21 protein-coding genes are annotated in these 20,382 nt (G+C 70.2%); 19 read left to right on the top strand and 2 right to left on the bottom strand.

Translation table 11 applies throughout. The annotated features are described in order from the left end of the window. Positions 1 to 47: 47 nt before the first annotated feature. The 7 genes from H489_RS29795 to H489_RS29765 all read left to right on the top strand — a co-directional run bounded on the left by H489_RS29795 (position 48) and on the right by H489_RS29765 (position 8,232). Positions 48 to 1,451, top strand: a complete 1,404-nt coding sequence (locus H489_RS29795) for an ABC transporter substrate-binding protein (RefSeq protein WP_017887449.1) — start codon at positions 48 to 50, stop codon at positions 1,449 to 1,451. Continuing rightward, positions 1,451 to 2,398 (top strand): carbohydrate ABC transporter permease, encoded by a 948-nt coding sequence (locus H489_RS29790; protein WP_017887448.1) that lies wholly within the window; start codon positions 1,451 to 1,453, stop codon positions 2,396 to 2,398. The genes H489_RS29795 and H489_RS29790 overlap by 1 nt, the downstream gene beginning before the upstream one ends. Beyond that, on the top strand, positions 2,395 to 3,303 hold the full coding sequence (locus H489_RS29785) for a carbohydrate ABC transporter permease (protein ID WP_017887447.1): 909 nt from the start codon (positions 2,395 to 2,397) through the stop codon (positions 3,301 to 3,303). The genes H489_RS29790 and H489_RS29785 overlap by 4 nt, the downstream gene beginning before the upstream one ends. Beyond that, positions 3,300 to 4,637, top strand: a complete 1,338-nt coding sequence (locus H489_RS29780; RefSeq protein ID WP_017887446.1) for a glycoside hydrolase family 32 protein — start codon at positions 3,300 to 3,302, stop codon at positions 4,635 to 4,637. Before H489_RS29785 ends, H489_RS29780 begins: the two co-directional genes overlap by 4 nt. Next, positions 4,634 to 5,593: a carbohydrate kinase family protein gene (locus H489_RS29775; protein ID WP_017887445.1), complete on the top strand. Its 960-nt coding sequence runs from the start codon at positions 4,634 to 4,636 to the stop codon at positions 5,591 to 5,593. Before H489_RS29780 ends, H489_RS29775 begins: the two co-directional genes overlap by 4 nt. Further along, on the top strand, positions 5,583 to 7,187 hold the full coding sequence (locus H489_RS29770) for a glycoside hydrolase family 32 protein (protein WP_031259874.1): 1,605 nt from the start codon (positions 5,583 to 5,585) through the stop codon (positions 7,185 to 7,187). The genes H489_RS29775 and H489_RS29770 overlap by 11 nt, the downstream gene beginning before the upstream one ends. Positions 7,188 to 7,389: 202 nt before the next feature. Further along, positions 7,390 to 8,232, top strand: a complete 843-nt coding sequence (locus H489_RS29765) for an alpha/beta hydrolase (protein WP_017887443.1) — start codon at positions 7,390 to 7,392, stop codon at positions 8,230 to 8,232. Between the two features lie 18 nt (positions 8,233 to 8,250). Here the strand turns inward: H489_RS29765 and H489_RS0119215 are convergent, their stop codons facing one another. Continuing rightward, positions 8,251 to 8,670, bottom strand: a complete 420-nt coding sequence (locus H489_RS0119215; protein ID WP_413813397.1) for an anti-sigma factor domain-containing protein — start codon at positions 8,668 to 8,670, stop codon at positions 8,251 to 8,253. Positions 8,671 to 9,230: 560 nt separating this feature from the next. Next, positions 9,231 to 10,310, bottom strand: a complete 1,080-nt coding sequence (locus H489_RS29760; RefSeq protein WP_017887441.1) for a hypothetical protein — start codon at positions 10,308 to 10,310, stop codon at positions 9,231 to 9,233. Positions 10,311 to 10,438: 128 nt separating this feature from the next. Here H489_RS29760 and H489_RS37390 point away from each other — a divergent pair, with 128 nt between their 5' ends. From H489_RS37390 to H489_RS38240, 12 genes are all read left to right on the top strand, one after another. Next, positions 10,439 to 10,741, top strand: coding sequence for a flagellar FlbD family protein (locus H489_RS37390; RefSeq protein WP_017887440.1), 303 nt, complete (start codon positions 10,439 to 10,441; stop codon positions 10,739 to 10,741). Between the two features lies 1 nt (position 10,742). Next, the gene (locus H489_RS29750; protein ID WP_017887439.1) at positions 10,743 to 11,576 is read left to right on the top strand and encodes a motility protein A; all 834 of its coding nucleotides are present in this window, start codon (positions 10,743 to 10,745) and stop codon (positions 11,574 to 11,576) included. Positions 11,577 to 11,578: 2 nt separating this feature from the next. Beyond that, entirely contained in the window at positions 11,579 to 12,508 is a 930-nt protein-coding gene (locus H489_RS29745) for a flagellar motor protein MotB (RefSeq protein ID WP_017887438.1), read from the top strand. A 129-nt stretch (positions 12,509 to 12,637) separates the two neighbouring features. Then, positions 12,638 to 13,516, top strand: a complete 879-nt coding sequence (locus tag H489_RS29740; protein ID WP_017887437.1) for a flagellar motor switch protein FliM — start codon at positions 12,638 to 12,640, stop codon at positions 13,514 to 13,516. Continuing rightward, complete coding sequence (gene fliN / locus H489_RS29735; protein WP_017887436.1) at positions 13,516 to 14,220, top strand: flagellar motor switch protein FliN; 705 nt, start codon at positions 13,516 to 13,518, stop codon at positions 14,218 to 14,220. The genes H489_RS29740 and fliN overlap by 1 nt, the downstream gene beginning before the upstream one ends. A gap of 7 nt (positions 14,221 to 14,227) precedes the next feature. Continuing rightward, complete coding sequence (locus H489_RS36900; protein WP_017887435.1) at positions 14,228 to 14,848, top strand: FliO/MopB family protein; 621 nt, start codon at positions 14,228 to 14,230, stop codon at positions 14,846 to 14,848. Continuing rightward, positions 14,845 to 15,681 carry a flagellar type III secretion system pore protein FliP gene (gene fliP, locus H489_RS29725; RefSeq protein WP_017887434.1) on the top strand — a complete coding sequence of 279 codons (837 nt, stop codon included), beginning with the start codon at positions 14,845 to 14,847 and terminating at the stop codon, positions 15,679 to 15,681. The genes H489_RS36900 and fliP overlap by 4 nt, the downstream gene beginning before the upstream one ends. A gap of 9 nt (positions 15,682 to 15,690) precedes the next feature. Continuing rightward, positions 15,691 to 15,966: a flagellar biosynthetic protein FliQ gene (locus H489_RS29720; protein ID WP_017887433.1), complete on the top strand. Its 276-nt coding sequence runs from the start codon at positions 15,691 to 15,693 to the stop codon at positions 15,964 to 15,966. After that, a complete protein-coding gene (locus tag H489_RS29715; RefSeq protein ID WP_017887432.1) occupies positions 15,966 to 16,724 on the top strand; it encodes a flagellar biosynthetic protein FliR in 759 nt (252 codons plus the stop codon). The genes H489_RS29720 and H489_RS29715 overlap by 1 nt, the downstream gene beginning before the upstream one ends. A 4-nt stretch (positions 16,725 to 16,728) precedes the next feature. Then, complete coding sequence (locus tag H489_RS29710) at positions 16,729 to 17,922, top strand: flagellar biosynthesis protein FlhB (RefSeq protein WP_017887431.1); 1,194 nt, start codon at positions 16,729 to 16,731, stop codon at positions 17,920 to 17,922. After that, on the top strand, positions 17,919 to 19,973 hold the full coding sequence (locus H489_RS29705; RefSeq protein ID WP_017887430.1) for a flagellar biosynthesis protein FlhA: 2,055 nt from the start codon (positions 17,919 to 17,921) through the stop codon (positions 19,971 to 19,973). The genes H489_RS29710 and H489_RS29705 overlap by 4 nt, the downstream gene beginning before the upstream one ends. Continuing rightward, positions 19,948 to 20,382 (top strand): hypothetical protein (locus H489_RS38240; protein ID WP_200860520.1); only part of this gene is annotated, 435 nt, incomplete at its 3' end. The genes H489_RS29705 and H489_RS38240, both read left to right, overlap by 26 nt.

Genomic DNA, 20,382 nt, shown 5'->3' with positions numbered 1-20,382 from the left:
TTGGCCCGGCGTGGAGCGGGGTCATCATCGCTCAGAGAGGAGCGACCGTGACGAATGGATTCAGCACTCCCATCAACCGGCGCACGCTGTTCAAGTTCGGTGGGGCCGGGCTCGCGCTGGCCGGCATCGGGTCGTTGGCGGCGTGCTCGACGGCTGGCGGAGGCAGCGACACGGGGACGGTGAAGATGCTCTACTTCGGGGAGCAGAGCGCCGCCACAGCGCTGCAGAAGGCGATCGAGCCGAAGATCAAGCAACTGGACAAGAAGGCGAGTCTCGAGGTCACGGCGATCAACGGCACGGACTGGAACGACTTCCTCGCCAAGGTGCTGACGCAGGTCGCGTCGGGCGACGTCCCGGACATCGTCAGCGTGGCGACCGAAGGCCAGCAGCTCCTGGCGTCGAAGAACCTGCTCGCCCCGCTCGACGACCTCGTCACGAAGAACCTGTCGGATCTGCACGCGTACTTCAGCGGTGCCCATCCGGCGCTGATCGAGTCGACGATGTACCAGGGCCACCTCTACACGCTCCCCGACAGTTTCAACGCGGGCAGCATGTTCTACTCGACCGAACTCTTCGACAAGGCCGGCCTCGCGCGCCCCGCGGCCGACTGGTCGATGGACGACTTCCACTCCTCCGCAGAACGGCTCGCGAAGATCGGTTCCGGCACGTACGCGTTCGACTGGGTCGTGCGCCTCTGGGGCAGCTGGACCTCGTTCCTGTACGCCAACGACGGCAACCTGCTGCAGGAGGGCAAGTACTCCGGTGGCGACTGGTTGTGGAAGAGCAAGGCGTTCGCCGACAACCCGCTCGGCGTCACCGGTCGCAAGGGCGGCTGGAAGTGGGGTGACCCGACCGCCAACTCCGACGCAGCGGTCGAAGCACTCGAGTACGTCATCGAGCTGCAGAAGTCCGGCGCGTCCCCTTCGCCGGACGTCGGCGGTGGTGCCACCCTCCAGGGCCTGATGTCCTCCGGCCGGATCGGCATGACGATCGGCGGCGGCTTCTGGGCCGGCGGTCTCCACAACGCAGGGATGCGGAACGGCAGCTTCGACGTCGTCGAGTTCCCGACCTGGAAGAGCAACAAGTCGCTCTTCGGCGCCGGCGGGTACGGCATCTTCAACTCGTCGAAGCAGAAGGACCTCGCGTTCGAGGTCATCAAGCTCATGGTGCAGCCGGAGAGCTTCGACGCGCTGTGGCCGGGCAACGTGACCACACCCGCGCAGAAGTCGCTGATGACCGCGGAGCGGTACTCCACGACGGGGCCGGAGCACTGGTCGGTGTTCTACGACCAGCTCGACAACTCGGTGCCCATCTCCGCACCGCCGTACTACAACGCCCTCGCGACGGCCCTCAACCAGCGGACCACGCAGGCCATCTCGTCGGGGAACGCGAAGAAGGCGCTCGACGGTCTACAGGCTGACATCGAGCAGGCCGCAGCGCAGGCATCGTGATGACCGCGACGACAGAACGACGCACCCAGCGCGCGGCCGAGGTCGCAGCCCGCCGGCCGGCGGCGAAACGTGCCCGTCGGCGTGAGTCCACGTTCGGCTTCCTCATGATCGGGCTCGCGGTGGTGTTCGTCGCCGTGTTCACCCTCGTCCCGATCCTCGCCTCACTCGGCCTGTCGTTCACCTCGTGGGACGTGATCAGCAGTCCCGAGTGGGTCGGCCTGGACAACTACGTCCGACTGTTCACCGACGGGCCGGTCCTGGCGTCCTTCGGGGTCACCATCGGACTCGCTCTCGCCATCGTCGTCCTGCAGATCTCGCTCGGCTTGCTGCTGGCGGTGCTGGCGAACAACCGGAAGCGCAACACCACCCGCGTGTTCTTCCGCACCGCGTTCTACCTGCCGCTGCTGGCGTCCACAGCAGCAGTGTCGATCTTCATGGGCTACATCTTCGACACGAAGTTCGGCCTCATCAACTACTACCTCAACGAGATCGGCCTCCCCGGGGCGCACTGGCTGAACGACCCGTTCTGGGCCAAGGTCACGATCGTGATGGTCGTGGTCTGGCAACAGGTCGGCTTCACGTTCGTGTTGTTCGTCGCCGCGCTGCTGGCGGTCCCGGTGGACGTCCAGGAAGCCGCCTCGATCGACGGCGCCGGCCCGTGGCGGACACTCTTCCAGATCAAGATCCCCCTGATCAGCCCGACGATCCTGTTCGCGACCGTCATCGCGATGATCAACGCCATGCAGCTGTTCGACCAACCGTTCATCATGACCAAGGGCGGGCCCGGTACAGCGACGACGACGGCCACCATCTCGATGTACCAGGCCGGGTTCCAGAACCTGCAGTTCGGATTCGCCTCCGCCATCGCGATCCTGCTGCTGGTCATCATCGGGATCATCACCGCCGTCCAGTTCATCGCCGCACGAAAGCTGGTGTTCTACCAATGACGACCACACAGACGTTCGATCCACTGCACAGCCCGGAAACCGTGGCACAACCGAGCATCGACCACATCGTGCGCCGGCGACGTCCGGTCGCCACCGTCGGGAGCATCGTCGGCCTGGTCATCCTGATCGTCGCTGCCGTGTTCGCCCTCGGGCCGCTGCTGTGGACGCTCACGACGTCCCTCCGAACGCCGGCTGAGTCCTTCGACAACCCGCCGCAGTGGCTCCCGCTGTCCTGGGACTTCAGCAACTACGCGGCCGTCTTCGACCAGATCCCGATCGGCCAGTTCTTCCTCAACAGCGTCGTCGTCACACTGCTGATCGTCGTCGGCCAGACCGTCACCTGCACCCTGTCCGGCTACGCGTTCGCCATGATCAGCTTCCCGGGGAAGAACACCGTCTTCGGGATCTTCCTCGCCACGATGATGGTCCCGATCCAGACGATCATCATCCCGGTCTTCGTCATCCTCAAGGACATCGGGCTGACGGGGTCGATCGCGTCCCTGATCGTCCCCGCCCTCGGGAGCGCGTTCGGCACGTTCCTGATGCGGCAGTACTTCATGCAGATGCCCAAGGAGCTCGGCGAAGCAGCGCGCATCGACGGTGCCAGCCAGTTCGGCGTGTTCTGGCACGTCTACTCCAGGATGGCCAGCCCCGCGATCGCGACGCTCGCGATCCTGAACTTCTCCGGCTTCTGGGCCGAGTACTACCGGCCGTTGATCTTCCTCAACCAGCAGGACACGTTCACCCTGCCGCTGGGGTTGGTCGGTCTGCAGGGCAACCTCGGGACCGGGTCCATCTCGGTCGTCCTCGCGGGCGTGGTGCTGACGATGATCCCGAGTGTCCTGCTCTTCGTCTTCGCCCAGCGGTACTTCATCGAGGGCGTCACGGCTGGATCCTCCCGATGACCGACCACCACCTCCCGCAGTTCCACGTCCGGCTGCCCCGTGGCTACCTCAACGACCCGAACGGACCGATCGACATCGGCGGACAGGCGCACCTGTACTTCCAGTCGAGGCCGCTCGTCGACCTCGAGATCCCGGTCGAGTGGGGACACGCCACCAGCGAGGACCTGGTGCACTGGAGCCTGCACCGGCCCGCGATCGTCCCCGTCCCCGGGGGCGCGGACTCCGGGGGCGCGTGGTCGGGCAACACGGTGCTCCACGACGACGTCGTCCGCGCGTACTACTCCGGCAAGGTCGACCACAGCCCGTTCCAGTCGGTGCTCCTCGCCGAGTCCTCCGACGGCGGCACCAGCTTCGGTCCACCCGTCCAGGTCGTGGCAGACCCGGCGGCCGACGAGGGGATCACGATGTTCCGCGACCCGTTCGTCTGGCAGGACGAGGACGGCTGGTCCATGGTTGTCGGAGCAGCGGCTGCGAACCAGACCGCGGCGGTCCGTCACTACCGATCCGCCGACGGCGTCACCTGGGCGTCCGCCGGCGACCTGGTCGCGATGACCCGTGCCACGGTCGAGGGCATCGACACCGGCGCAGGCTGGGAGTGCCCGCAGATCCTCACGGTCGACGGCACCGACGTCGCCCTCATGGCGTCCTGGTCACACGAGGACGGACCGGGCGAGGTCATCGCGGTCCCGTTGACCGGCACGCTGCACCCCGACCGGGTCGACCACGGGCAGCACTTCTACGCGCCGTCCGTGATGCGGACCGGGTCGTGGGGTGCGGTGCTCTTCGGGTGGGTCACGGAAGGTCGTCCTCTGGAGGCGACCGCGCAGGCGGGCTGGTCCGGTGCCGTCTCCCTGCCCAGGAGGGTGTGGCTCACCGACGGACGACTCGCGAGTGCACCGCACCCCGCGGTGGAGTCACTGCGAGCAGGCACGTCGCGTCCGGGCCACGGGGCGACGGTCGGCGCGCAGGTGGAGATCGTGCTCCCGACCCCGGTCACCGGCGTCGTCCGTCTCCGGTTCTCGGAGGCCGAGTACCTCGACGTCCGTGTCGACCTGGAGGCCGACACCCTCACCGTCGATCGGAGTCGTGCCAGCGGGGACGCTCGCGCGGACACGAGCCCTGCCGTGGTCCGGGCGCCGTTCGGACCGCGGAGCGAGCTGCCGGCGGTGCGGGTGTTCGTGGACGGGTCCGTCGTCGAGGTCTTCACCAGCGCCGGCCGATCCGTCACGACGCGCGTCTACCCCGAGCAGGCACCACCCTGGACTGTGGAAGCTCCTCCCGAGGCGTCGGTCTGGGAACTGCGGAGCGCTGTGACGGTGGCGGGTCCGAGATGACCCGGCCCCTGATCACCGTTGCCGGCGAGTCGTTGGTCGACGTCGTGCACGACGGATCACCGCGTGAGGTACCCGGTGGGAGCCCGGCGAACGTGGCACTCGGGTTGGGGAGGCTCGGTGCACCGGTCGAGTTCGCGACGTGGCTCGGGGACGACGTCCGAGGACACCGCATCGCCGATCACCTCCGGGCCTCCGGCGTCCGACTCGTCGACGGGACGTTCCGAGCCAGCCGGACGTCCTCCGCCTCTGTCCGGCTCGACGCGGACGGCCAGCCGACGTACGAGTTCGACGTCGAGTGGGACCTGCCGGAGCTGCCACGCACGCCGAGCTGGCTGCACGTCGGATCGATCGGCGTCTTCCTCGAACCCGGGGCGAGCAAGGTGTCGGAACTCGCGCGACGCACCGCGGCGGCCGGGGGAGTCGTCTCGTTCGACCCGAACATCCGTCCCGCACTCCTCGGCGCGGCTGCCGACGAGCGACTCACCTTCGAGCACCGTGCAGCGACGGCGAACGTCGTGAAGCTCTCCGACGAAGACGGTGCGTGGCTCTACCCGGGGCTGTCCGAGGACGCCGTCCTCGATCGCGTGCTCGGCTGCGGCGCCCAGCTCGCGGTCCTCACCACGGGCGCCACCGGCTCGCTCCTGGCGACCGCGACCGAGCGGGTACGGGTCCCCGGTGAACGCGTCGACGTCGTCGACACCGTCGGAGCGGGCGACACCTACATGGCAACGCTCGTCTGGCAGCTGCGGGACCACGCCACCGTTCTCGACTCGCTCGGCGAACCGACCCTCACGGAACTCGGACGTGTCTGCACCCGTGCCGCGGCGATCACCGTCGCCCGGCGGGGAGCCGATCTGCCGAGTGCCACCGACCTGATCCCCGTGCGGGGAGCGACTCCCGAAGCGCACGATCCGACGCAATCCCGACCTCGAACCGGAGTGGACCATGACCTCTGAATTCCGACGACGCGCACTCCTCCAGGGTGCAGGCATCAGTGCGCTCGCACTGTTCGCCGCGACCGCGCCAGGCGAAGCAGCACGCGCCGCATCGTTGTCCCGACCCGGGGCTTCGTCCGCAGCAACCGCAGTGACCGGCACCTCGCTCCGTGCCAGGTACCACATGACACCGCCTGCCGGATGGCTGTCCGATCCGCAGCGTCCGGTGTTCACCAGGGGCGCGTACCAGCTGTACTACCTGCACTCCGACGTGGACAACGGCGACGGCGGCTGGGACCACGTCTCCACCACCGACGGTGTCGACTTCACCTTCGAGGGAACGGTCATCCCGCTGCAGACCAACCTGCCCACGTGGACGGGTTGCACCCTGATCGACACCGACGACACCGCCGGCTACGGTGCCGGTGCCGTCATCGCCCTCGCGACCCGCCCGACAGGGGGTGTGCGGAAGTACCAGGAGCAGTACCTGTTCTTCTCCACCGACGGCGGCTTCTCCTTCACCGCCCGACCGGATCCCGTCATCGTCAACACCGACGGCCGCGCAGCGACCACCGACGCAGAGGTCTCGAACGCCGAGTGGTTCCGTGACCCGAAGGTCGCCTGGGACGCCGCCCGCAGCGAATGGGTCTGCGTCATCGGGCGGCAGCGGTACGCCGCGTTCTACACGTCGAAGAACCTCGTCGACTGGACCCTGCAACGGAACTTCGACTACCCCGACCACGACCTCGGAGGCATCGAGTGCCCCGACCTGTTCCAGATCACCGCCGACGACGGGACGACGCACTGGGTCCTGGCCGGCAGCATGGACGCCTACAACGTGGGCCTGCCCTGCACCTACGCCTACTGGACCGGCTCGTGGGACGGAACCTTCTTCACCGCTGACGACCCCACACCGCAGTGGCTCGACTGGGGCTGGGACTGGTACGCGGCCGTCACGTGGCCTGCGGTCGAAGCGCCGGACACGAAGCGCTACGGCATCGGGTGGATGAACAACTGGAAGTACGCCGACCGGCAGGTCCCGACCGACGCCTCGGACGGGTACAACGGTCAGAACTCGATCGTCCGCGAGATCACGCTGCGGCGTCGGTCCGCTGGCGGCTACGCGCTCATCAGCGAGCCCGTCGCAGCGCTCCGGAGCGCTGCGACCCGGATCGTCCCGATCGCTGACCAGTCGGTCAACGGATCCACGGTCCTGCCCTACGACGGGCGGGCCTACGAGATCGAACTCGACGTGACGTGGTCCGACGCCACGAACGTCGGGGTGTCGGTCGGACGCTCCTCTGACGCCACTCGGTCCACGAACATCGGCACGGCCGGTGGCGACCTCTACGTCGACCGCGCGCGCTCCGATCGTGCCGGGTTCGCGCTCTCGCCGTACACCCGCGCGGCGGCTCCCGTCGATCCTGCGACACGGTCCTCGCACCTGCGGATCCTCGTGGACACGCAGAGCGTGGAGGTGTTCGTCGACGACGGCGCGACGGTCCTCTCGAACCAGGTGAACTTCGACACGGGCGACACGGGCATCTCGTTGTTCTCCGACGGCGGCACCGCGACCTTCTCCGGCATCACCATCCGCGAGTACGGGGGCGAGTAGAGACGCAGGTCCGGGAGCTGCGACGGTGCCGGGGCGTCGGTGCGGACCGCGGGCGAACAGAGGGCGAACAGAGGGTGGTCGGACGGTGGTCGGACGGCGGTCGGAGGTTCGTCCGAGGGAGATGGTGTGTCCTGGCACCCGGACCGGACGACCGAGCAACCAGCGGTCGCCGCGGTTCTCCGACTCGACCCGAACGGACCGCATGACACACTCCTCCACCGTCGCGCTCGGCAGTCCCACGCACTGCTTCGTGGAGCAGTACACGGACCTCGTGTACTCGCAGTTCCGCGACGGAGCCCTGTTCCCGGGCGGACGACAGCTGCACTTCGACCTCCTGAAGCCCGCGACCGCCACACCGACGCCCCTGGTCGTGTTCATCAAGGGCGGCGGGTTCCGGAACGTCCACCGAGCCCGGTACGTCCCCGCGCTGGTGGCCCTGGCCGAGCGCGGGGTCGCCGTCGCCAGTGTCGAGTACCGGACCAGCAACGAGGCGCGGTTCCCTGCCCCGGTCGACGACGTGCGGGAAGCGCTCCGTTTCCTCCGCGCACACGCGGACGCGTTCAACCTGGATCCGGGTGCGGTCGCGCTCTGGGGCAACTCCGCCGGCGCGACCATCGCGACGATCGTCGGCGCCTCCGCTCCCTCGGAACCGGAGCGGGTGTGCGCGGTCGCCAGCTGGTACGGCATGCACGATCCGCTCCGCTCACCGGAGCTCCGTGCCCCCGGGTCGCCCCTGTACACCGCGTTCGGGGCACCCGGTGCGGACGGCAGTCGGTGGTTCCGACCCGCAGACCACATCACGGCCGAGTCTGCGCCGACGTTCCTCCTCCACGGGACCGACGACCGGGTCGTGCCCGTCGAGCAGAGCGTGTCCCTCGCCGCGACGCTCGCAGAACAGGGTGTTCCCCACGAGTTCATGCTCGTCGACGGTGGCCACCACGACTTCGCCGAGATGAGCACGCGGACCGACGCCCTCACCAGGACCTACGACTTCCTCCACGGGCACCTGCTCGCGCGCGTCGAGCGACACGGCACGTCCGAGTGACCGCACGGTCCGGTCAGGTCAGGGATCGCTGAGGGTGCCACGGACGATCGAGTCGCCGGAGTGCGTTGGATCACCGTCGTCGGCCTCGGCCGTGACGTCCACGACCCGGAACTCAGCGGTGTCGAGTCCCGGGGGCACCGTGAACCGGCCCTGGTCGCCGTCGAGGGAGCCGACGCTCACCAGCCCGCCGAGGTCCGGTCGCATCATCCAGACCTCACGCAACGGACCGGTGCCGGATCGACCACGTTCACCGTGCAGGTCGACGAGCAGGGTCGCGCGGCCGTCCTGGTCGCGTTCGAGTTCGGCGCGGCCGGTCGTCCCGGACCAGCGGGGCAGCGCGGCGACGGTCTCGGCGTCACCGCGGGGGAGTCCGGGCACGACACCGGTCGCCACACCGACGCCGAGGACCACGGCGAGCACGCCGACGCCAGCGAGCACGACCGCGAGCGGACGGCGACGACGCGGACGGCGAGGCACCGCACGGCGCTGCGCCTGGGACCCTGGCGCGCCGCTCGTGTGCCCCCGGCGCTCGCCCTGCTCCGGGTCCGGGTTCGGTGGCCCGCGCTGCCTGTTGCGGCGTCCGTGCGATCTCGGCCGCGATCCACTCCCACACGTGCTCCGGGGGCGCGATCAGCCCGACGCCCTCGGACGCCCGGGTCACCGCGGCGACCCGTTGCAGCGCGGCCACCTCGTCGCGGCACCGGTCGCAGGACGCCAGGTGCTCGGCGATCCCGTCCGAGGCCACCTGATCGGAGACCGCGAGCATCGCCAGCGTCTCGTCGTCGACGTGCTTCATTCGATCACCTCGAGACGTGTTCGGAGCCGAGTCAGACTTCGGTGGATGTGGCTCTCGAGCCGTTCGGCGATCTCACGATGGTTGAGCTCGTCGGAGGACGGCAGTCGTGCGACCGCGGTGGAGTTGCCACCGGCGTCGTCCTCGACGTCGCACCCCCACTACCGGTGGAGCACCCCGATCGGATGCAGCGGTTTGCTGGGGATCAGCTGAGACGGCGCCAGACCCCGGCGTTGCCGGGACGCGACCAGGTCTCCGGATCGCCCGTGACGGCGTCGTCCCCGGCGCCCCGGTCGGTGAGCCGGTACGCGGAGTCCGGCGTCCATCCGGCGACGACACTCGCCCGGTCGTCGTCGACCCGCACCGCGAGCCCGGACGTGCGGAACCAACCAGCGACGGTCAGGTGCACGACGTCGAACTCGGTGGCCACCGCTGACCAGTCCGGCAGCACCCAGTCGCCCTGCCGTCCGGTCGCCAGGGCCCAGTCGTTCCGCCGGGTGGTCCGTGTCACGTCGAGCGGCCAGCGGCGGCACAGCGCAGCCCAGTCGTCGGGCCCGTCGACGGTGCACACCCGCGCGGTGACATCGGCGGGCACGGCCGAGACGACGGCGCGTTCCTGCCCGAAGGAGTCCTCGACCGCCCAGAGCGCCAGCGGCCCGGCGGACGGGAACGGCGCTCGCGTGTGCTGCGTGAGTGGCCACGGCGGAGTCGTCCACCACACCCCGCTGGTCACCCCCGGGTTCCCCTCGGCGTCCTCGCGGCGCAGCTCCCGGGACCATTCGGCGAGCGCCTCTGCCACTCCCGGGCGTCGGGGCTGCTCGTCCTCGTCGAACTCGACGGTCCATGCTCCGCCCTGCGGGTCGAAGAGCCGGCGCACGACCGGGCTGTCGACCGCCCACCGAGCGAGCCGCCGGAACGCGGCCTGCAGTTCCGTCCGAGCGAGGAGCGCGTCCAGCGCATCGGGTTGCTGCCACCACAGCGCGCTGTCCGCAGTCGACTCGAGCGCGACCACGACGTCGTCCTCGCCCACGGACGGCAGGGGCACCGCCGCGAGTGCGCTCGCCACCGCTGCCAGGTCCGGAGCCGGCTCGGGTTCGATCGCGGCACCGATGCCGAAGAGCGTTCGGTCGTCGCCGCGTTCGACGCCGAGGTGGTAGTCCGCCCAGAAGAGCAGGTGGCCGAGCTGCACGGCGGCCGGGTCGTCGGAGTCCTGGACACCGCTGACGAGCTCGAGGCAGAAACGCCGGCCACGCGGGTGCGCGAGCAGGTCCGAGGCATCGATCACGGAACCAGGCTACTGACGGCCACTAACGCACGCGCCGCATCCGCCGATAGCCCTGGGTGCAGGCCCACGGACGGGCCCGCATCCCGCCCCACGGACGGCGGCGGGACGATCGAGAACCAGGACGGGCCATGATCGTCGTCACACGACTGAACGGCAGCGGATTCGCTGTGAACCCCGATCTCGTGGAGCGCATCCAGGAGACGCCGGACACGACGCTGATCATGGTCGACGGTGCGAAGTACATCGTGCGGGAGTCGATGGCCGACGTCATCGACCTGATCGCCGCGTACCGCGCACGCATCGTGGGCATGGCCTACGGCACCGACCTGGCCCCGCGCGCGAGCACGAACACCGGTTCGCAGCCGACGCTCGCCCCGGTCGCTGCCCTCCGCTCGACGCAGCACGGCCGCGCGCTGGACGGGGGTCGCTGACGTGGACATCGCAACGATCGTCGGGATCCTGCTCGCCTTCGGCGCCCTGTTCGGCATGGTCCAGATGGAGCACGTCGAGCTCGGTGGGCTCTTCCTGCCCGCTCCGATGCTGCTCGTGTTCGGTGCCACCATCGGCTGCGGCATCGCCAGCACCACCCTCAAGGACGCGATCGCCAGCTTCAAGGCCGTGCCGAAGGCGTTCACCGGCAAGGTCACCCCGCCGGCGTCGGTCATCGACGACGTCGTGGGGCTCGCCGAGACAGCGCGTGCGAACGGCCTGCTCGCCCTCGAGCAGGAGGCCGACAAGCACGACGACCCGTTCATGAAGAAGGCGCTGCAGAACATCGCGGACGGCACCGACGGTGACGAGCTGCGGATCCTGCTCGAGGACGAGATCGAGTCGAACGCGGCCCCGACCCGCAGCGCGAGCGCGTTCTTCATGGGCCTGGGCGGCTTCGCTCCGACCGTCGGCATCATCGGCACCGTCGTCTCGCTGACCCACGTGCTCGCGAACCTCGGCAAGCCCGACGAGCTCGGACCCCTGATCGCCAGCGCGTTCGTCGCCACCCTGTGGGGCCTGCTCACCGCGAACTTCATGTGGTTGCCGATCGGCGGGAAGCTCCGCAAGCTCGCCCAGCTCGAGTCGGACCGCCAGACGCTCCTGATGGAGGGGCTGCTCGCGGTGCAGGCGGGCAGCCAGCCTCGCCTGCTCGGTGAGCGCCTGAAGGCCATGGTGCCGCCCGGCGCCCGCGCCGACACCGGCGGCAAGGGCGGCAAGGGCACCAAGGCCGGTGGCAAGGCCGACGCGGCCGACGACCAGCAGCTGGCGGCCTGACGGTGAGCGCCAACCCCCGTGGCCGCGGCCGAGGTCGCGCGAAGAAGTCCCACGACGAGGCTGAGCACCCCGACGAGCGCTGGATGGCGTCGTACATGGACATGATCACGGTGCTGATGTGCATGTTCCTCGTGCTGTTCGCGATGTCCACCGTCGACCAGCAGAAGTACATCCAGCTGAAGCAGTCGCTCGCGACCGGCTTCGGCGAGGTCGACTCGCAGAAGATCGACACCGCGAGCGGCACCGTCGTGACGAAGGACCAGGTCGAGGACGGCTCCGGCTACTCGACCGACAAGTCGCAGGCCGACCACTCCACCGCCTCGTCGGGCACGAAGGACACGAACGTCGATCCCGCGTCGACCGTGGTGCCGACGACCGCGTCGAAGCGGGACCTCACCGAGGCGAAGCGTGAGCTCGACGACCTGACGGCGATCAAGAGCGCGATCCAGGAGAACCTGACCGAGGCCGGCCAGACCGCCAACGTGCAGTTCACCGTCGATGCCCGCGGTCTGATCGTCCGGCTGGTCGGCAGCGAGACCTACTTCGGGACGAACAGCGCCGACCTGTCCGACCAGGCGCGCCGGATCATGGACGCGATCGCCCCGGTCCTGCGGACGAGCCACCACGACGTCAGCGTCGAGGGGCACGCCGACCAGCGGAACTCGACCGCCCCGTACGCGACGAACTGGGAGCTCAGCGCGGCACGGGCGACCGGGGTCCTGCGCGACCTGGTCGAGCGGGGCGGGATGCCCGGCGACCACGTGCAGAGCGTCGGGTTCGGGTCGAGCCGGCCGCTGGCGAAGGGCGGCACCGACCAGGACCTCGCCCTGAACCGGCGGGTCGACATCGTGGTCCTGTCGAACGCCGACCAGGACGTCAGCGCCCTGATGCCGGCGCTGGCGAAGGCGCAGGACGGAGCGCAGCAGGGCTGAGACACACACCGCACGGAGCGCAGCAGGACTGAGACACACACCGCGCGGAGCGCACCAGCGCTGCCCCCACCGCCCCACTACGGGGTACAGCACTGACGGGTGCCCCACAGGTGACCGATAGACGCACCCGTGACCGAGACCCTGCCAGCGCCCGAGGTGTACGACTTCGCGCGCCCGTCGACGCTGGCCCGTGAGCACGCCCGGGTGCTCGAGCTCGCTTTCGAGACCTTCGCGCGCCAGTGGGGCACGCAGCTGACGGCGAAGGTCCGTGCGGTCAGCCAGGTCACCTGCGAGCAGGTGCAGATGACGACGTACGACGAGTACGCCGCGTCGCTGCCCGCGCTCACCGGCATGGTGCTGCTGCCGATCACCGAGCTCACCTCGAAGGGCGTGCTGCAGCTCCCGCTCGACGCCGCCCTGACGTGGGTGTCGCACGCGCTGGGCGCCTCGAAGCCGCTGCCGACCCCGGACCGCACCTTCACGCCCATCGAGCAGGCCCTGGTGCGCAAGATCGTCGAGGACGCCCTCGACGACCTGCGGTACTCGTTCGGCGGGCTGCTCGCGCAGGACGTCACGGTCGGCGGGTTCCAGTTCAACAGCCAGTTCGCCCAGGCCGCTCAGAAGGGCGACCTGATGATCGTCGCCTCGTTCTCGATCCGGGTCGGCGACCGCATCGCTCCGGGCACGCTGGCCCTGCCGGCCGAGGCCGTCCTGCCGCAGCTCGGCGAGGCCGCCGCGCACGTGTCGCCCGCCGACGCCCGCGCCCTGCTCGACGCGCAGCTCGAGAGCGTGCCGGTCGGCGTCAGCCTGCGCTTCGCCCCGGCCGCGGTCCTGCCGACGCAGGTCTTGCGGCTCGCCGTCGGCGACGTCCTGCCGCTGCCGCACCCGCAGCACCGGCCCCTCACCATCGCGGTCGACGGCGAACCCGTCGGCACCGCCGCGGTCGGCGCGAACGGCTCGCGCCTCGCCGGCATCGTCGTCACCACCACGAGCACGGAGCAGCACTGATGACCGAAACGACCACCCTCCACACCGCAGCGGCCGAGTCGCTCGCGGCGCAGCTCCCGACGGCCGCCCCCTTGACCGCGGTGCTCCTGCCTGGAGGCGCGACACCGGTCGTGCTCGACGCGGCGACCGACGCCGTGGTCGCGTCGTTCGTCGGCGGCCTGTCGGCCGACCTGGCACTCGTGCTCACCGACCTCGAGGCGATCACGGCCGCAGGCGGCACCGACCACGGGATCGTGGCCGTCACGGACGTGTTGCGTCCGTCGCTCGAGGCCGCGGCCGGGGTCCTCGGCGTCGGGGTGCTCGGCGAGGCGGGCCGCGAGTCGGCGGCGTCGCTGCTGGCCGACCCGGACACCGTCGTGTTCGAACTGACCGCCGGTGGGCTGCCCGCCGGGTGGTTCGGCATCCGGATCCGCGAGAACGGCACGGTGTCGGCGCCCGTCGTGGCGAACCTGCCCGCGGGCAACCTCGGCCGGATCAACAACGTCGAGATGACCCTGACGGTCGAGATCGGCCGCACCCGGATGTCGGTCCGTGACGTGCTCGGCATGGAGCCCGGCGCCGTCGTCGAGCTCGACCGCAGTGCCGGTGCCCCCGCCGACGTCCTGCTGAACGGCCGCCTCATCGCGCACGGCGAGGTCGTCGTCGTCGACCAGGACTACGCGGTCCGGATCACCCGCATCCTCGACGTCGCCGAAACGGTCTGACCCGCACGTGGACACCCTCGTCGTCACCCTCCGCGTCGCGCTCTCGCTCGGCGTCGTGCTCGCCCTGATGTGGGTGCTGCACCGCGCGAGCCGCAAGCGCTTCTCGGGCAAGCCGTCGGGCCGTCGCGCCGCGACCGTCGAGGTCGTCGGTCGGCAGGGCATCGGCGGCAAGGCGAGCGTCGTCGTGGTCGACGTCGAAGGGGAGCGGCTCGTGCTCGGCGTCTCCGAGCACGGGGTCGCCCTGCTCACCAGCGGGCAGGCGCCCGCGCCGGAACTCACGATCGTGACCGGACCGGTCGCGCTGCCGGTGCGCCCCGCACCGTCGGCCGACGTGTTCGGTCAGGAACTCGCGCTGCAGTCGGACGCCACCACGTCCCTCCAGGCACGGCCGGAGCGCCGCGGGCGCGTCGATCCGGAACCGGCTGGTGGGGCCGGCCTCCCGGCAGCCGCTGCCGACGCGACCGACGCGCCCGCGGTGGCCGGCGCCGTCGCGCCGTTGCCGATGCGCCCGCGCAACCGTCGTCCGCAGCGTGCCGTGCCGAGCGCGCAACAGCTGCAGGGCTCGATCCTGTCGGTCGACACCTGGCGCCAGGCCGCGGCCGCGCTGCGGAACCGGCGGGCCGGGTGACGGCGGCAGGGCAGCACCGGCTGGCACGGTCGGGTCGACTCGTCGCCCTCGTCCTGCTCGGCCTGGCGGTCGTCGCCGGGTTCTTGATGCTCACGACCACCGGTGCGCACGCCGCCGGCGTCGTCGAACCCACCGCCCCGGCGACCCCGACAGCCCCCGCGACCGGTGACTTCAGCGTCAGCGTGAACGGCCCGGACGGCACGCCGTCGTCCGCCGTGGTGACCCTCATCGGCATCACGCTGCTGAGCGTCGCGCCCGCGCTGATGCTCATGATGACGTCGTTCACCAAGATCTTCGTCGTGCTCGCGATGACCCGGAACGCGCTCGGGCTGCAGTCGATCCCGCCGAACCAGGTCATCGCCGGACTGGCACTGTTCCTGTCGCTGTTCGTGATGGCACCGGTGCTCGGGCACATCAACGACGACGCCCTGCAGCCCTACCTGGCCGGCCACCTCGACTTCAACCAGGCCGTCGAGATCGGCACGAAGCCGCTGCGGACCTTCATGCTCCACCAGACCCGCGACGAGGACGTCGCCCTGATCACCCGCGCCGCCGGGCTCGACAACCCGAAGTCGATGGCGGACGTGCCGATGACGACGGTGATCCCGGCGTTCATCATCTCGGAGCTGCGCAGCGCGTTCATCATCGGGTTCGTCATCTTCATCCCGTTCCTGGTGATCGACCTCGTCGTCTCCGCGGCCCTGATGTCGATGGGCATGATGATGCTCCCGCCGGTCATGATCTCGCTGCCGTTCAAGATCCTGCTCTTCGTGCTGGTCGACGGTTGGGGCCTCATCATCACGTCGCTCATCGAGAGCTACCACGTTGTCTAGGGGGCACGCATGAACCAGCAGGCCGTCATCGACCTCGTGCTCCAGGCGCTCCTGGTGTCCGGCAAGCTCGCCGCCCCGGTCCTGGTGACCTCGCTCGTCGTCGGCTTCGCGATCTCGCTGTTCCAGTCGGTGACGCAGATCCAGGAGGTCACCCTGTCGTTCGTGCCGAAGGCCGTCGCCGTCGCGATCGCCCTGGTGGTCTGCGGCAACTGGATGATCTCGGAGATGATCGCCTTCACGCACGTCGCCTTCGACATGATCCCGAAGCTGCTCGGGGCCGGTTGATGGAGCTCGCCATCGACGCCGACCGTCTGGAGGCGACCATGCTCGCCGGCGTCCGGCTCGTCGCGTTCTTCGTCATCGCGCCGCCGTTCTCGTACCGGGCGTTCCCGGGCACCGTGAAGGTGATCCTCGGCCTGGGGCTCGCCATCGGCGTCGCGCCGCGCGTCGCCGTCGGCTACGAATCGCTCGACACGGGGCCGTTCCTGCTCGCCCTGCTCACCCAGCTCGTGGTCGGGCTGTCCCTCGGGTTCCTGGTGTTCCTGGTGTTCGCCGCCGTGCAGTCGGCGGGTGCGCTCATCGACCTGTTCGGCGGGTTCACACTCGCGCAGGCGTTCGACCCGCAGTCGCAGGTCAACGGCGCCCAGTTCACCCGCCTGTTCCAGATGACCGCACTCGCACTGCTCTTCACCTCGGGCGGCTACCAGCTCATCGTCGGCGGGCTGGTGCGGTCGTTCGACGCCGTGCCGCTCACCGGCACGTTCGCGGTCGACGGGCTCGCCTCGATGCTCGTCGCGGCGATGTCCCAGATGTTCCTCGCCACCCTGCAGATCGCCGGGCCGCTCGTCGTCGTGCTGTTCCTGGCGGACGTCGGCCTCGGGCTGCTCACCCGCGTCGCACCGGCCCTCAACGCGTTCCAGATGGGGTTTCCGATCAAGATCGGGCTGACCGTCCTGTTCGCCGGCGCGCTCTTCATGGCCCTGCCCTCGGTGGTGTCGTCGCTGACCGGCGACGCCGTCGAGGCGATCACCGGACGGGGGTGACGACGTGTCCGACAGCGGAGAACGCTCCGAACAGGCGACCCAGCAGCGGATGCGCGAGGTCCACGAGAAGGGCCAGGTCGGCCGCTCGCAGGACCTCGGCGCGTGGATCGGCATCGCCGTCGCGGCGCTCATGATCCCCGCCGCGATCGGCAACGCCGCCGCCGCCGGGCAAGACCAGCTGCTCGCCGTGCAGCGGGTCATCGAAGACCCGGAGATCGGTGCCGTGCGGGCCCTGCTCGCCGACGCCCTCGGTTCGATGGGTGCGACCCTCGGCCCGATGCTCGCCGTGGTCGCGGTCGCCGTGCTGGCCGCCGCCGTCACCCAGGGCGGGGTGCACTTCCGGAAGATGACACCGCAGCCCGACCACTTCGATCCCGTGGCCGGACTGAAGCGCGTGTTCGGTACCCAGGCACTCTGGAACGGCGCGAAGGCGCTGCTGAAGACCGCCGTCGTCGGGCTCGTCCTCTGGTTCGCGGTGCAGGGACTCATGCCGGTCCTGATGTCGAGCGGCTCGCTGCCGCTGTCGGCCGTGCTCGAGGCCGCCGCAGCCGGTTCGGGCACCCTGCTGCGCGCCGCGATCGTCGCCGGGCTCGTCCTCGCGGCACTCGACGTGTTCGTCGTCATCCGCCGCAACCGGAAGCGCACGATGATGACCAAGCGCGAGGTCAAGGACGAGAACAAGCGGAGCGACGGCGACCCCCTGGTGAAGTCGCAGCGCCGCTCCCGCCAGCTCGCGATGAGCCGCAACCGGATGATCCAGGCCATCGGCACCGCGGACGTCGTGATGACGAACCCGACCCACTACGCCGTCGCGATCAAGTACGAGCCGGGCAAGTCCGCGCCCCGGGTGGTCGCGAAGGGCGCCGGCCCGGTCGCCGACGTCATCCGTGCGCGTGCCGAGGAAGAGCGGGTGCCGATCGTCCGCGACGTCCCGCTCACCCGAGCGCTGCACGCCGCCTGCGAGCTCGGACACGAGATCCCCGTCGACCTGTACACCCCGGTGGCCCGCGTCCTGTCCTTCGTGATGGCGCTCAAGGCCCGCGGCACCGCCGCCGGCACGCACGCACCGCCGCGGCCGACCACCCCGGACGAGGTCGCGAGCGTCATCGACCCGGCCACCCTGACCGGTGACCTCCGCCCCCGCAAGCTCCGCCCACCGCGCATCGCAGAGAACCAGACCGAAGGACTCCCCGCATGAACCGCAAGGACCTGCCGAAGCTCGTCGTCCCGGTGTTCATCGTCGGCATCATCCTGCTGCTGATCCTGCCGGTGCCGTCGTTCCTGCTCGACTTCCTGATCATCATCAACATCCTGCTGGCGCTGGTGATCCTGCTCACGACGCTGTTCGTGAAGAAGCCGCTCGACTTCTCGGTGTTCCCGTCGCTGCTGCTCGTCGCGACGCTGTTCCGACTCGGCCTCAACGTCGCGTCGACCCGGCTGGTGCTCGGCGAGGGCTTCGCCGGCGACGTCATCCAGGCGTTCGGCCACGTCGCCGTCTCCGGGTCGATCATCATCGGCGCGGTCATCTTCCTGATCCTCATCGTCATCCAGTTCGTCGTCGTGACGAAGGGCGCGGAACGCGTCGCCGAGGTCGGGGCGCGGTTCACCCTCGACGCGATGCCGGGCAAGCAGATGGCGATCGACGCCGACCTCAACGCTGGGCTGATCACCGACCAGGAAGCCAAGGAGCGCCGCGCCGCCGTCTCCGCCGAGGCCGACTTCTACGGCGCGATGGACGGTGCGTCGAAGTTCGTCAAGGGCGACGCGATCGCCGGCATCCTGATCATCATCATCAACCTGATCGGCGGCATCGCGATCGGCATGCTGCAGAACGGACTGTCCGCCACCGACGCCCTGTCGAAGTACGGCATCCTGACGATCGGCGACGGCCTGGTCACACAGATCCCGGCGCTGCTCATGGCGGTGTCCACGGGCATGATCGTCACCCGGTCCGGTGCCGAGTCCGAGATGGGGTCCTCGGCCGCGACGCAGCTGTCGCAGTCGCGGAACGCCCTGATGATCGCCGGTGTCGCCGCGATCGCGATGGGGTTCATCCCGGGCATGCCGATCCTGCCCTTCCTGCTCGTCGGCGCGACCCTGCTGTTCGCGGGCTGGCGCATCGGCCGGAACGCCGCCCGCGCCGAGGCCGACGCCGCCCAGCAGCAGGCGCTCGAGGCGGCGGCCCCGACCGGCGACACCCCCGAGGACCTGCTCGAGCAGATGCGCGTGCACGCCCTCGAGATCCTGCTCGCCCCCGACCTGGTCGACATGGTGTCCGGCGCGTCCGACGACCTGCTCGGCCGCGTGCGGGCACTCCGCCGCAAGATCGCGATCGACATGGGCATCGTCGTCCCGCCGGTCCGGACCCGCGACTCGATCGACCTGCCGCCGTCGACCTACGCCATCCGCATCGCCGGGGTCGAGGCCGGCCGGGGCACCGCCCCCGCGCGCAGTGTCCTGGCGCTCGGCGACCACCTGGACGGCCTGCCCGGCACCGCGACCGTCGAGCCGGTGTTCGGCCTGACCGGCAAGTGGGTGCCCGCCGAACTCCGGCACGCCGCGGAGATGACCGGCGCGACCGTGATCGACCGCGTCTCCGTGCTCGTCACCCACCTGCAGGCGGTCATCGGCGACAACGCCGCGCGCCTGCTCACCCGCGAGGACGTCAAGGTCCTGACCGAGGGCGTCAAGCAGGTCAACCCCGCCGCTGTCGAAGAACTCGTCCCCGGCATGCTCTCGATGGCCGAACTGCAGCGGGTGCTGCAGGGCCTGCTCGCCGAGCGCGTGCCGATCAACGACCTCGGCCGGATCTGCGAAGCCCTCACGCTCCGCGCCAAGGTGTCGACCGACCCCGAGGGGCTCGTCGAGTCCGCCCGCGCCGCCCTCGGACCGGCCCTCGCCGCCCGCCACACCGACGCCGGCACGCTGCGCGTCATCATGATCGACCCGATGCTCGAGCAGTCGATGCTCGAGGGGCTCCGGCCGTCCGAGCAGGGCAGCCAGATCGTCCTCGACGCCCACCGCATCGAGCAGGTCCTGGGCTCCGTCCGCGACGCCGTGCGCTCGGTGGAGGACCAGGGGCTCTCCGCCGTCCTGGTCTGCGCCCCGCAGCTCCGCCCGGCCGTGCACCGCATGGTCGCCGCCCAGTCGAACGGGCTCCCGGTGCTGTCGTACCAGGAGGCCACCGCCGCGGGCTCCACCATCGAGACCGTGGGAGTGGTCCGTGCCGCCGACCCGATTGCAGCGTAGCGGCGCCACGCTCGAGTCCCTCCGCGACGCGGTCCGGACCGAGTTCGGCGCGGGTGCACGGATCGTCGCGGCCGAACGCGTGACCACGCCGGGCTTCGGCGGGCTGTTCCGCAAGGCGCACGTCGAGGCCACCGTCGAGGTGCCGGAACCGGGGGACCAGCCCACCGCCCGGGTGGTCATCGCCGACTCGCCCGAGCAGCGCGTCGGCATCGCCGCGCTGCTCGCCGACGCCGAGGCGGCCGAGGCACGCATCGCCGGCACCGACGGCACCAGGGCGACGCGGGCCGACGCGTTCGCGTCGGTGCTCGACGGGTTCCAGGCGGACGGCATCACGACGAGCGCCCCGCGCCCGACGCGCGCCCCGTCCGAGCCGGACGTGCCCGCGGGGGTCGACCCGCGCCTCCAGGCC

Origin of the sequence: Curtobacterium flaccumfaciens UCD-AKU (assembly GCF_000349565.1) — a bacterium.
Taxonomy (GTDB): domain Bacteria; phylum Actinomycetota; class Actinomycetes; order Actinomycetales; family Microbacteriaceae; genus Curtobacterium; species Curtobacterium poinsettiae.
Note: the sequence above shows the minus strand (reverse complement) of the source record. Positions and strands in the feature narration are given on the sequence as shown.